Source organism: Rhodovulum strictum (assembly GCF_009649175.1).
In the GTDB taxonomy this organism is placed as follows: Bacteria; Pseudomonadota; Alphaproteobacteria; order Rhodobacterales; family Rhodobacteraceae; genus Rhodovulum; species Rhodovulum strictum.
In genome coordinates this window covers 1-12,057 of record NZ_WJPO01000049.1, presented here as the reverse complement: position 1 = coordinate 12,057, position 12,057 = coordinate 1, and the positions used below count along the sequence as shown (strand labels likewise).

The 12,057-nt window shown below is 66.5% G+C and carries 15 protein-coding genes, 2 tRNA genes and 1 pseudogene; 2 read left to right on the top strand and 16 right to left on the bottom strand.

Going from position 1 to position 12,057, the window contains the following annotated elements; translation table 11 throughout:
• Positions 1–267: 267 nt before the first annotated feature.
• The 14 genes from GH815_RS18140 to GH815_RS18935 all read right to left on the bottom strand — a co-directional run bounded on the left by GH815_RS18140 (position 268) and on the right by GH815_RS18935 (position 8,677).
• Positions 268–342 (bottom strand) — tRNA-Phe (locus tag GH815_RS18140).
• A gap of 79 nt (positions 343–421) precedes the next feature.
• Complete coding sequence (locus tag GH815_RS18135; protein ID WP_153750142.1) at positions 422–604, bottom strand: DNA gyrase inhibitor YacG; 183 nt, start codon at positions 602–604, stop codon at positions 422–424.
• A complete protein-coding gene (locus tag GH815_RS18130) occupies positions 601–1,644 on the bottom strand; it encodes a ribonuclease E/G (protein ID WP_153750141.1) in 1,044 nt (347 codons plus the stop codon). The genes GH815_RS18135 and GH815_RS18130 overlap by 4 nt, the downstream gene beginning before the upstream one ends.
• Entirely contained in the window at positions 1,641–2,219 is a 579-nt protein-coding gene (locus tag GH815_RS18125; RefSeq protein WP_153750140.1) for a Maf family protein, read from the bottom strand. The genes GH815_RS18130 and GH815_RS18125 overlap by 4 nt, the downstream gene beginning before the upstream one ends.
• A gap of 1 nt (position 2,220) precedes the next feature.
• Complete coding sequence (gene infA / locus GH815_RS18120) at positions 2,221–2,439, bottom strand: translation initiation factor IF-1 (protein ID WP_037209844.1); 219 nt, start codon at positions 2,437–2,439, stop codon at positions 2,221–2,223.
• Positions 2,440–2,507: 68 nt separating this feature from the next.
• Entirely contained in the window at positions 2,508–3,401 is an 894-nt protein-coding gene (locus GH815_RS18115; RefSeq protein ID WP_153750139.1) for a carbon-nitrogen hydrolase family protein, read from the bottom strand.
• A complete protein-coding gene (locus GH815_RS18110) occupies positions 3,398–3,985 on the bottom strand; it encodes a GNAT family N-acetyltransferase (protein ID WP_153750138.1) in 588 nt (195 codons plus the stop codon). Before GH815_RS18110 ends, GH815_RS18115 begins: the two co-directional genes overlap by 4 nt.
• Positions 3,982–4,377, bottom strand: a complete 396-nt coding sequence (locus tag GH815_RS18105; RefSeq protein WP_343030961.1) for a ketosteroid isomerase-related protein — start codon at positions 4,375–4,377, stop codon at positions 3,982–3,984. Before GH815_RS18105 ends, GH815_RS18110 begins: the two co-directional genes overlap by 4 nt.
• Positions 4,374–4,841: an arsenate-mycothiol transferase ArsC gene (locus GH815_RS18100; protein WP_153750137.1), complete on the bottom strand. Its 468-nt coding sequence runs from the start codon at positions 4,839–4,841 to the stop codon at positions 4,374–4,376. Before GH815_RS18100 ends, GH815_RS18105 begins: the two co-directional genes overlap by 4 nt.
• Position 4,842: 1 nt before the next feature.
• On the bottom strand, positions 4,843–5,328 hold the full coding sequence (locus GH815_RS18095; RefSeq protein ID WP_153750136.1) for a UPF0262 family protein: 486 nt from the start codon (positions 5,326–5,328) through the stop codon (positions 4,843–4,845).
• Complete coding sequence (hisD, locus tag GH815_RS18090; protein WP_153750143.1) at positions 5,325–6,635, bottom strand: histidinol dehydrogenase; 1,311 nt, start codon at positions 6,633–6,635, stop codon at positions 5,325–5,327. The genes GH815_RS18095 and hisD overlap by 4 nt, the downstream gene beginning before the upstream one ends.
• A 136-nt stretch (positions 6,636–6,771) precedes the next feature.
• Positions 6,772–7,257, bottom strand: a complete 486-nt coding sequence (locus GH815_RS18085; protein ID WP_153750135.1) for a DUF2948 family protein — start codon at positions 7,255–7,257, stop codon at positions 6,772–6,774.
• On the bottom strand, positions 7,254–8,522 hold the full coding sequence (gene murA / locus GH815_RS18080; protein ID WP_153750134.1) for a UDP-N-acetylglucosamine 1-carboxyvinyltransferase: 1,269 nt from the start codon (positions 8,520–8,522) through the stop codon (positions 7,254–7,256). The genes GH815_RS18085 and murA overlap by 4 nt, the downstream gene beginning before the upstream one ends.
• Positions 8,522–8,677, bottom strand: coding sequence for a hypothetical protein (locus GH815_RS18935; RefSeq protein ID WP_165899203.1), 156 nt, complete (start codon positions 8,675–8,677; stop codon positions 8,522–8,524). The genes murA and GH815_RS18935 overlap by 1 nt, the downstream gene beginning before the upstream one ends.
• A 222-nt stretch (positions 8,678–8,899) precedes the next feature.
• On the opposite strand from GH815_RS18935, the gene GH815_RS18075 reads away from it, so the two are divergent.
• Together GH815_RS18075 and GH815_RS18070 are read left to right on the top strand one after the other, a co-directional pair.
• Positions 8,900–8,974 (top strand) — tRNA-Thr (locus tag GH815_RS18075).
• Positions 8,975–8,984: 10 nt separating this feature from the next.
• A complete protein-coding gene (locus GH815_RS18070) occupies positions 8,985–10,835 on the top strand; it encodes a tyrosine-type recombinase/integrase (RefSeq protein WP_170290392.1) in 1,851 nt (616 codons plus the stop codon).
• A gap of 84 nt (positions 10,836–10,919) precedes the next feature.
• On the opposite strand, the gene GH815_RS18065 is transcribed toward GH815_RS18070, so the two are convergent.
• Positions 10,920–11,054, bottom strand: coding sequence for an SEC-C metal-binding domain-containing protein (locus tag GH815_RS18065; RefSeq protein ID WP_211365126.1), 135 nt, complete (start codon positions 11,052–11,054; stop codon positions 10,920–10,922).
• Positions 11,055–11,062: 8 nt separating this feature from the next.
• Positions 11,063–11,551, bottom strand: a pseudogene (locus GH815_RS19315) (UPF0149 family protein); the annotation flags it as partial.
• Positions 11,552–12,057: the final 506 nt, after the last annotated feature.

Genomic DNA, 12,057 nt, shown 5'->3' with positions numbered 1-12,057 from the left:
CCCGTTTTGCATGCTCACTTGCAGACGCGCGCCGTCACCTCTGGGCGGTGTTTTCCTTTGTCCCCAATGCCTTGGGTTCTATTTTCCCTTTCCGGCGTCCGTGCAAAAGGTAAGACCCCCCTATACCTGAAACGCGGATCAAGCGTCAGGCCGCGCTACAGCCAGTCGGTGCGATATTCCTGACGCCCGGCGAAAATTTCCGTGCAGAAGCTGCGGCCAATCTGTGCAAAAGCTGGCGCCGCGCTACAAACATTTCATATTGTTAAGTGGTGCCCGGGGGCGGAATCGAACCACCGACACGAGGATTTTCAATCCACTGCTCTACCCCTGAGCTACCCGGGCACGGGTGAAGCTGTGTCGCTTCGGGTGGCGCGTTTCTAGACGGGCGAGAGGGGGCTGTCCAGAGGGTTCGGGCAGAAAATCAGTGCGGTTTCGGGGGAAGTTCGGACAGGGCGCGCGCGGCCTCGTCAAGGTCGTTGGGGCTGTCGGCGGGAACCGCGTAGCTGCCCGCCAGCCACTTGCCCAGATCGACATCGGCGCAGCGGCGCGAACAGAACGGGCGATAGGCGGGGGCGGCCGGTTTCTTGCAGATCGGGCAGATCATGGGGCAAGCGCCTCGGAAAGCGGCAGGCGTTCGCGCTTGCGCGTCAGTTCGGCATGGCCGAGCGGGGTCCAGCCGATCAGCGTGGTTTCCACCGGATCGGCGCGGAAGGCGGCGGTCAGCACCTGTTCCAGCGCGGCGCGATCCTTCTTGGCCATCGGCGCGAAGTCGATCACGATCTGGCCCGCAAGCCCCCTGAGCCGCAACAGGCGCGGCAGGGCGCGGGCGGCGGCGATATTCGCCTTGAGCCCGGCGGCGGGCGAGGTGTCGGGGCCGGTATTCACGTCCACGGCCACCAGCGCGCGGGTCGGCTCGACGAAGATCGCGCCGCCGCCCGGCAACCGCTCGGGGCCGGAAAGCGCGGCCAGCGCGTCCAGAACGCCGGTTTCGGCAAAGCTGCCGGGGCGGTCGATCACCTCGTCGGGGTCGGGATCGGCCCAGTCGCGCCAGGCGCGGGTATGGGCGTCGGGCGCATCGAGCAGAAGCTCGGGTGCGCCATCTACGGGTTCGGCCAGAATGTCCTGGGCCAGACCGCGCATGATCGCGATATCCTCGGCGATGGCCGCATCGGCAACACCGGCACAGGCCGAGCGCAGGATCACGCCCAACTGATCGGCCGCCCCCGCCATCGCGTCATAGACAATCTCCAGCAGCCGGTCACGCTCGTCCTCGTCGCGGATCGTGCGCGAGACGTTGAAGCCGGGCGCATCGGGGGTGACGATGGCATAGCGGCTCTTGAACAGAAGGCGGGGCGTGACGGGCACGGCCTTGCCCGGTTCGGCATGGCCCGTGACCTGCACCAATAGCCCCTGACCGGGGCTCAAGCCTTTGGCCTGACGCAGAAAGGCCGATCCGCCCGGCAGCCGCAGGAACACCCCGCCCTGCCCCTTGACCTGCCGATCGACCACGGCACGCAGGATCGCGCCCGGCGCGGGGCTGTCGCCGGGCGGGTCGATGAACAGATCGTCCAGCCGCCCGTCGACCATCAGCGCGGCAGCCTTGCGGCCCGCGATCTCGTCCAGGATGACGCTGCGCCCCTTCATGCCTGCCCTCCATGCAGCGGATAGCCCGCCCCCGCCAGCAGCGCCGCGGTCTCGGCCAGCGGCAGCCCCACAACGGCCGAGAACGAGCCGTTGATCCACGGCACGAAGGCCCCGGCCATGCCCTGGATGCCGTAGCCGCCCGCCTTGCCCTGCCATTCGCCCGAGGCGAGATAGGCGTTGATCTCGGTATCCGACAGCCGCTTGAACCGGACCGCACTCACCACGTCGCGCTCCCAGATGCGGTCTCCCAGACGCAGCGCAACAGCGGTGATGACCCGGTGACGGCGGCCCGACAGGGCCAGCAGGAATTCCGCCGCCTCGCCCGCGGTTTCCGGCTTGCCAAGGATGCGGCGGCCAAGCGCAACGGTGGTATCGGCGCAGAGCACCAGTTCATCCGGCGCCGCCGCGACGGCGCGGGCCTTTTCGATGGCCATGCGCGCGCAATAGGGGCGGGGCAACTCGCCCCGGCCCGGGGTCTCGTCGATATCGGCGGGGCGCACCTCGTCGGGCACGACCCCGATCTGCGCCAGCAGTTCCCTGCGGCGCGGGCTTGCGGACCCGAGGATCAGCCGCAAGCTACTTGAAGCGATAGTTGATCCGACCCTTGGTCAGATCATAGGGGGTCATCTCGACCTGAACGCGGTCGCCGGCCAGAACGCGGATGCGGTTCTTGCGCATCTTGCCTGCCGTATGCGCGATGATCTCATGGCCGTTCTCAAGCTCGACCCGGAATGTCGCATTCGGCAGGAGTTCCTTCACGACGCCGGGAAATTCGAGCATTTCTTCCTTGGCCATGAACACTCCATCAAAGGTTACCCGGCTTTTCGCGGGCGCCAAGTAGATGCGCCCGATCCGTTCATATTTCAAGCCGTAAATGCGTTGAAGGGGACGGAAACGACAGGTGCCATGCGGGCATCCTGTTCGGGCCAGTGCGCGGCGTTCAGAACCGCCCCCTCGGCGCGGACCCGGGCGATGGCGTCGCGGTCGATCCGGGCATAGATCCAGCCGGGCGTGTTCAGCGCGCCTTCGGCCAGAACCCCGGTCGCGGGGAACCCTAGGTCGGGCGGGCCGTAAACCGCTGCAGCGCCGACATTTTCATCGACAGCCGGGCACCAGGCGGCGGGGCCGACGGTGGGGGCATGGACGACAACGCATTGCCCTTCGAGCGCGCGCGCCATGGCGCCCACCCGCACCCGCCAGTATCCCGCCAGCGCATCCGTGCAGGACGGCACCAGCAGGATCTCGGCCCCCGCCGCGACAAGGGCGCGCGCGAGCAGGGGAAACTCGGAATCATAGCAGATCAGGATGCCGATCCGGCCCAGCGCGGTGTCGAACAGCGTCAGCGGGCCGCCGGGATGGACATCCCAGGTCTCGCGTTCGAAGCGGGTCATGATCTGCTTGTCCTGATGGCCGACCTGCCCCTGCGGGCCGAAGAACCGCGCGCGGTTCACCGGACGCGCGCCGCGCCAGACCGGCGCGCTTGCCGCCAGGATATGCACGCCATGCGAGATCGCCAGCCTTGCATGCAGCGCATCCGCGGCCTCGACCCGATCCGCGACGGCGCGCAACGAGCGCTCCAGATCCCCCGCCGCCTCCGCCCCGGCAAGCGAGGCCAGTTCCATCGCGCCATATTCGGGGAAGACCAGCAGGTCCGCGCCCTGGCCCGCGGCCTCGGCCACCCAATGCGACAGCTTGTCCTCGTAGCTGGCCCAGCTTTCGTGCCAGTCGAGCGGCCAGGCGGCGGCGGCAAGTTTCATAGCGGCTTGATCCAGAATTGCAGGTCGTGGCTTGTGGCGCCGGGCTGGTCGATATCCTTCCACTCGAACTGCGCCACGACGCCCTCAAGCCGCTGATAGCCGCGCTTTTTCCAGAACGCATCCAGCGGGCGGTAGGCGGCGGGCTTCAGCGGGTGATCGGCCGGGCGCAGAACGCTGCAAAAGGTGCAGAAGCGGCGGCCCAGCCTGCGGCCATGATCCTCGCGCGCGGCGAAAAAGGCATGCCCCGCGCCTTGCCCGCGATAGTCGGGCAAGAGCACGCTTTCGGCGCAATAGAAGATGTCGGCCAGATCATGTCCCGTGCCCGCAAAGGCGGCGGCGAAATCGTCGGCATGATCCTCCAGCGGTGTGCCGGTCGAGGCCCCGACGATCCGGCCGCCGTCAAAGACCACCACAAGGATCGCGCGCGGATTGTCGCGATAGCTGGCCAGATAGCGCCGCTCATAGGCCGGATCGCCATCATAGAGATAGGGCCAGTCGCGAAACACCCGGATGCGCAGCGCGGCCAGATCGTCAAGCGCAGCCTCGACCTCCGGCCCTGTCAGCACCCGGAAGTCCAGGCTCATTTCACCTGCCTCAGCCAGTCGGCAAGGTTGTAGTACGTGGTCACGCGCGCGATCTTGCCGTCCTTGAGCGTGAAGAACGACCCGGCGGGCAGAACATAGGTCTGGCCCCGCGCCTCGGGCAGGCCGGCATCGGTTTCCAGATAGGTGCCGTTCACGACATATTCGGCAGCCGCCCGCGTGCCGTCCCGGGTTTCGAAGATCACCATGTCGGTCAGCCTCTCGCGATAGCAGCGGGACATGTGGGCGCAGAACTCGGCAAAGGCGGGCTTGCCGCGGCGGATCACGCCCTCGTTGACATGATGCTCGATATCCTCGGCCAGTTCGGCCAGCATTCCCTGGGTATCGCCCGCGTTGAAGGCGGCGAAATAGCGTTCGATCACGTCCTGGTTCACGTCTCTCTCCCTTGTGTTGGCGGGCCGAAGCGGCTGGTCAGCCGCTCGACGATCTGGTCGCGGGTCTGGCGATAGGCGGCAAGCTTCGCCTCGCGCGTTTCACCCAGGCCGGTGGGGTCCAGCACCGGCCAGTATTCGACGTCAAGATGGTAATAGCGCGTCAGTTCCTGCGCGCGCCGCAGGCTGGCAGGGCTCATCGCGATGATCAGGTCGAATCCCGACAGATCGTCGCCCCAATCCTCCATCTCGTCGAAGGAGCGGGTCTGGTGGCGGTCGATCTCGACCCCGATCTCGTCGCAGACCGCCACGGAAAACCCGTCCACCTCGCGGTCGTTGCGCACGCCGACGGACTGGACGAAGGTCTCGCTGCCGTAGAACTTGCGCATGATCCCCTCGGCCATCGGCGAACGGACCGAGTTGTGATCGCAGCAGAACAGGACCGACGAGGGAAGCGGCCCGCTCAAGTCAGCCCCCGAAATGCAGGACGCAGACCAGGGTGAACAGCCGCCGGGCGGTGTCGATGTCCAGCTCGGCCTTGCCGTCCAGCCGTTCCTGAAGGATGCGCGCGCCTTCGTTGTGGATGCCGCGCCGGGCCATGTCGATGGCCTCGATCTGGCTGGGGGGCAGGCGCTTGACCGCCTCGAAATAGCTTTCGCAGATCTGCCAGTAATCCTTGACCGCCTGCCGGAAGGGCGACAGCGACAGGTGGAACTCGGCCGCCGGATCGCCGGTTTCGGTGCGCACGTCGAAGACCAGCCGCTTCTCGCGGATCGACAGCACCAGCCGGTAGGGGCCGTCCGGCGCGGGCCGGTCCTCGCGCCCGGGCAGCGCGAAGGAATTGTCCTCCATCAGGTCGAACAGCGCGACCTTGCGTTCCTGCTCGATCTCGGGCGTCGGCGGCGGAAGGTTCGAATCGTCCAGTTCAACATGGATCAGACGGGCTGGGGTCATGGCCGGTCCTCGTTCAGTCGGTCAAGCCGGGCGCGGACGGAAAGCCCATGCGCCTCAAGGCTTTCCGAAATGGCAAGCGTCTCGGCGGCGGGGCCTATCGCCTTGAGCGCGGCGGGCGTCATACGGGCGATGGTTGTTCGTTTCATGAAATCCAGAACCGACAGCCCGGACGAGAACCGGGCCGAGCGCGCAGTCGGCAGAACGTGGTTCGGCCCGCCGACATAATCGCCGATCGCCTCGGGCGTCCAGGGGCCCAGGAAGATCGCACCGGCATGGGTGATCTTTGCCGCCAATGCGTCGGCATCGGCCACGCACAGTTCCAGATGCTCGGGCGCGACCCGATTGGACAGCTCGGCCGCCTCGGACAGGTCGCGCACGGTGATGACCGCGCCGAAATCGCGCCAGCTTGCACCGGCGATGGCGCGGCGCTCCAGCGTTTCCAGCCGCCTGTCCACCGCCGCAGCCACCGCCCGGCCGAACGCCGCATCGTCGGTGATCAGGATCGACTGCGCGCTTTCGTCATGTTCGGCCTGCGACAGCAGGTCTAGCGCGACCCAGTCGGGATCGTTGTCGGCATCGGCGATCACCAGGATCTCGGACGGCCCCGCGATCATGTCGATGCCCACCTTGCCGAAGACCCGCCGCTTGGCTGCCGCCACATAGGCATTGCCCGGGCCGGTGATCTTGTCGACCGGCCGGATCGTCCGTGTCCCGTAGGCCATCGCCGCGATCGCCTGCGCGCCGCCGATCCGGTAGACGGTATCCACCCCCGACAGCCGCGCCGCCAGCAGCACCAGCGGATTGACCTTGCCATCCGGCGTCGGTGCACAGATCACCAGCCGTTCGACCCCCGCGACATGGGCCGGAATCGCGTTCATCAGCACCGACGAGGGATAGGAGGCCAGCCCCCCCGGCACATAAAGCCCCGCGGCCGAAACCGGCGTCCAGCGCCAGCCCAGCATCGCGCCCTCGGGATCGGTCCACTGCATGTCCTGCGGCATCTGGCGGACGTGATAGGCGCGGATGCGTTCGGCGGCCAGTTCCAGCGCGTCACGCTCGGCGGCCGGAACGCGGGCGCATTCGGCCTCGATCTCGGCTGGCGAAAAGGCCAGCGTCTCGGGGCTCAGCGCCAGCCGGTCGAAACGCGCGGTCAGCTCGATGACCGCCGCATCGCCCAGCGCGCGCACATCGGCGATGATTTCCGAGACGACGGCATCCACATCGGGGCAATCCTCGCGCTTGGCGCTCAGAAGTGCCGCGAACTCGGTCTCGAAACTGGTAGACGTGCTGTCGAGGAATACCGGCATGTCGTCCCTCATCTGCCTCACGCGCCCGTGTGTAACGGCAATCCGGCGCCGGGGGAACACCCAACAGGGCTGCGTGCCGCACCGTTGCGTTGCGCCCCGTCAGTGCAGGCGGGGCAGGCAGCGGCGCACGGGGGCGTCAGGGATGCTCGGGTGCCTTGCCCGAAGGCGCCTCATAGGGGCGGGTGACGTCGTTCAGCGATACTTCGAGGCATTCGACCTCGACCGCCACGGCGCCGTCGCCCGCCAGCGTCAGCACCACCCGGCCGGTCCCGTCCGCGCCGGGTTCGAATCCCAGCGACAGCAGCGACAGCACCAGGTCGGGATCGGTCCGCTCGACGCCCTGGCTGGACACGCTCAGCACATCCTCGATGCTGAGCACGGATTGCACCCGTTCATAGGGGCGGCCGCGGCGTTCGGCGGCCTCGCGGCCTTCCCAGCGAAAGCGGTTCAGCAGCATCGCCAGCCGCCGCCCGCGCCGGTCCCAGCGCATTTCGGTCGCGGGCAGCACCGCATCCTGCACCAGCGCCGAGATCACCTGCAAATCCTCGGGCGTCACGGCCAAGAGCCGCAGCGGCCGTTCCGCCCCGTCGGCAAAGCGCGCGTCGCTGCCATGCCCGCTCATCGGCCGCTGACCCGCTCGATATGCGCCCCGCAGGCGCCCAGCTTCTGCTCGACCTTCTCGTAGCCGCGATCCAGGTGATAGACCCGGCTGACCAGCGTCTCGCCCTCGGCTGCCAGCGCCGCGAGGATCAGCGAGACCGAGGCGCGCAGATCGGTCGCCATCACCGGCGCCCCCTTCAGCCGCTCGACCCCGCAGACGGTCGCGGTGCCGCCATGCACCTCGATCCGCGCGCCCATCCGGATCAGTTCGGGCGCATGCATGAAGCGGTTTTCGAAGATCGTCTCCTCCAGCCGGCTTTCGCCCGACGCCGTGCACAAGAGCGCCATCATCTGCGCCTGAAGATCGGTCGGAAAGCCCGGAAAGGGTTCGGTACGCACATCGACGGCGTTGACGGCGCCATTGCGGCGGCTGACACGGATGCCCTGCGCCGTCTGCTCGCAGGTGACGCCCGCCTCCTCCAGCTTGTCGGCAAAGGCGCGCACCAGATCCAGCCGCCCGCCCAGACAGGTGACCTCGCCGCCGGTGATCGCAGGCGCCAGCATGTAGGTGCCCAGCTCGATCCGGTCGGGCACGACCGCATGTGTGGCCCCGCCCAGGCTGTCGACCCCCTCGATGGTGATCGTGCCAGTCCCCTCGCCCTCGATCCGCGCGCCCATCGCGCGCAGGCAGCGGGCAAGGTCCACGATCTCGGGCTCGCGCGCGGCATTGCGGATCTCGGTGGTGCCGCGGGCCAGCGTGGCCGCCATCAGCGCGTTTTCGGTCGCCCCGACAGACACCTGCGGGAACGCGATCACCGCGCCCTTCAGCCCGCCCGGCGCGCGCGCATGCACATAGCCATCGCGCAACTCAAGCTCGGCGCCCATCGCCTCGAACGCCTTCAGATGCAGATCGACCGGCCGCGCACCGATGGCACAGCCGCCGGGCAGCGACACCTCTGCATGCCCGCAGCGCGCCAGCAGCGGCCCCAGAACCAGGATCGAGGCGCGCATCTTGCGCACGATGTCGTAATCCGCCCGCGTGCCGGTCAGATCATGCGAGGACAGCGCCAGCACCTTGCCCCGGTGCAGCGCCGAAACCTCGGCCCCCAGCGATTGCAGCAGCACCGTCATCGTGCGGATATCCGACAGCCGCGGCGTGTTGGTCAGCGTCAGCGGCGCGTCCGTCAGCAGCGTTGCGGGCATCAGCGCAAGACAGGCATTCTTGGCCCCTGCGATCGCGATCTCGCCCCGAAGCGCCCCGCCCCCCCGGATCAGTATCTGGTCCATCAGCCCTGCTCTTTCTGCCCTTCGGCCTTGTCGGCCCCGCGCGCCTTGGCCTGCGCCTTGCGCCGGGCGAGGTTCGCCCTGAGCGCCTGCTTCAGCCGTTCTTCACGCGCGGCGGCAGCCTTGTCATGGCCGGGTCTCGGGGTTTTTCCAGTCATGCCACCCTCTCTAGCGCAGGGGCGAAAATGCGTCCAGATAGCGCTTGCGTCGCGGGGCGAATGCGTCTAATCAGCCGCCCACATCAGCGCCGCAACAGCCCGGCGGATGGCCGCCCCCGCCTAATGGGTCGGATCCAGGGGCAAAGGGTGCTGAACCGCAAGGGCATTCCAGAGCCCGCTTGATCCGGCGCGACACCCGGGCCAGCCATCTGGAGGACAAAGGCTGTGGTAGCTCAGTGGCAGAGCACTCCCTTGGTAAGGGAGAGGTCGAGAGTTCAATCCTCTCTCACAGCACCATTCCAACCCCTTGATCATAAAGAAAACCCTTGCACACAAGGGCTTGGTGCCGTTTCTGGTGCCAGAACAGGTGCCAGAAACGGGTTTTGTGATGGCGGCGAAGCGGCGTCACTGGAAGGAGAAGAATGGTCGCTTCTGGGCGCGGATCGCGATCCCGAAGGACCTGCAACCCTGCTTCGATGGCAAGACGCAGCTAACCGAGCAGCTGGGTGGTGACCTGCGCATCGCCGACAGGAACCATGCGGCTGCGGTCGCCCGCTTGCAGGCACGGATTGACAGCGCACGGCGCGATGTGGCCGACGCGGCTGCTGTCGGCAAGGTTGGCACCGCCACCAACCCGGCTGCTGGCAAAGTGGCAGCGGATGCCCCTCTCAGGACGTTGACCGACGCGGATGTCGAGAAGGCGGTCTGGCAGACCTACACCTCCGCGCGGGACGAATACGCCACAAGACGAGCGGCCCTGCCCACGCCCCGAGACATCGAAGAGGAGCGCGAGAAGGTATTCGCACGCTTGGCCGAGGGCGAGGTCGACGTCAATTCCCCTGCAAGCGTGTTCAACCTCTACACTGACTTCGAGCTGAAGGCCGCAGCCCGCATGCATGATGCAAATCTGCGCGCCCGTAAGCTGGCTGCCCTGCGACAAGGTTTCGCGACCGGAGAGACGCGTCTTGTCGATGACAGCGTGACGCAGTTCGTCCGCATGAACCATCTCGCCGTCGAACATGGTTCGCCGGAATGGCAGGATCTGGCGGAAGGAATCATGCGCGCGCAGATACAGGCATTGGAACACTCGATCGAACGGGACAATGGCGTATTCGGCGGCACGCCCACCGACCCGCTTGTTCGCCCACCGACCAAGGCGAAGAGCGTTTCGATGCAGGGCCTGTTTCGTGATTACATCAGCCACGCTCAGACGATCGGCAATCACCTCGACGGCGGGAAAGCCTGGAAACCACCCATCGACTCCTTGATCAGGTTTCTCGGGCATGACGACGCCCACCGGATCACTCAATCCGATCTGCTGCGCTGGCGCGACTTTTTGCTCGCCGAAGGGCTGTCTCCGAAAACGGTCGCCGACAAATATCTCGCGGCGGTCCGGGCCGTGCTTACCTGGGCGGTTACGGATCTCCGACTTCCGACCAATCCGATGGAAAAGGTCAGGCAGCGTGCGCCAAAGAAGGTCAAGTCGCGCGAGAAAGGCTTCACGACACCCGAGGCGCTGCGCATCCTCACAGCATCGCTGACCTACAAGCCCGTCGAAAACAGCAATCCGTCCAATCGCGAAAGTGCTCACATCACCGCCACGAAACGATGGGTGCCTTTGCTGTGCGCCTTCACCGGCGCCAGGGTCACCGAACTCACGCAGTTACGCAAGCAAGATGTCCGCGAGGAGGCCGGACGCTGGATCTTGCGCATTACCCCTGAGGCAGGCTCGGTGAAGAGCGGAGACTATCGGGATGTCCCGCTGCATCGTCAGGTCATCGAACTCGGCTTCATCGACTTCGTCACGAGGGCCGACGCCGGCCCCTTGTTCCATCGCGGCACGACACCCGGCACATCCTTGAAAAACGCACGGCTTTCGAGCGGGCGTCTGTCGCAATGGCTGCAGGATCAGGGCCTTATCCCGCAGGGGGTGCAGCCCAGTCATGGCTGGAGGCATCGCTTCAAGACGCAAGGACGAGAACTCGGCATGTCGGACCGGGTTCTTGACGCCATCCAGGGGCACTCCGGGAAAACTGCCGCCGATGACTATGGCGACGTCACAACCGCCGCCAAGTTGCGACTGATCGATGCGCTGCCGCACTACGATCTGAACATAGAGCAGCCAGCAGAAACGGATGGCCATGCGATGGGCGATTAGGCTCAACATTAGTCTGCCGGCCAGCTCATGTTCGAAAGCGTGCCAGTTTTCTGACATGAACCATGTCGACCACCGAACGCCCCGTCAGTGAACCGTCTCCTGCCCGCAGCACTTCTTGAACTTGCGCCCTGACCCGCACGGGCACGGATCATTGCGGCCGACCTTCGCACGGCGGGCAGGTTGGCCGCGCCGGTCGCACCACGCTGCGCCTTCACCCAGCCGTTCAGCGTCAGCACCAGCGTCGGGATCAGGTCGGGCGCCTGCTCGCTCAGCTCGTCGATGGAGGCCTCCGGCCTCTCGCTCTCGCCCGCCTGGATCGCGTGCAGCGCCAGCATCAGCGGCAGAGCGTGCTCGACGTCCGGATCGCCTGACTCCACCGTGGCCATCCACGAGTCGGGCCGCAGCCGCATCGCCTCCTCGAAGCCGGAGACCCACATCTCCCACAGCACCTCGCCGGTGGTCGTGTTCTCGTCGAACAGCGGCTCGCAGACCGGGCGGTTGCGGGCGAGGCCGCGCGTCACGCGGTTGTAGTGCGCCATCACCGCCGCCACCGTCCGCTGTGCGGCCGCGTCGCTCTCGAACACCGCCAGCTCCGGGTCGCCCCAGACGCGGGGCAGCCACTCGCTGGGCAGGATCATCTCCGGGCACAGCAGCACGCCGGTGACGAAGCCGTCGAACTCGCTTGCCAGCATCCCGTCGCTCTTCCCACGGTTCAGGAGTCGATTTACCGTGGACAGAGTGGGGGTAGCGGTTCTCCTGGGCCAAGGGTAGCCGAAACCAGCATCGCCGCCCCTTCCGCGGTAAAACCATCAGGGGAGGCCAGCATGGAGACAAGCAGACAGGAAAGCATGATCGCCAACGCTCCTGGTCAGGCATGACGGCAGCTTGTCCATCGTGGCACCATCGGGAACGAGAGGGACGTGAAGCAAGCGACCAGAGCGGACTGGCTTCCGGAGTGCAGGGTGAGGGACTGGGTTGGTCCAGAGGGGATACCCTGGAAATACGCAATGAATGAAGGGTAGCTTCGAATCAATCAGCCACCTTCGGGCACACCGCAGCGAGGGGTAACCCCTTGAAGGAGCAGCAACGTGCCCGGCCCTCTTCTGCCGTTCAGCCTAGGGTCAGGACCCATTGATATACTTGAGGCTGTCCGGCCTGCGTGATTCAAGCTCCCGAACTGACGGGGGTGGAGATGAGCAACCTTTTCTGGCTGACCGACGCG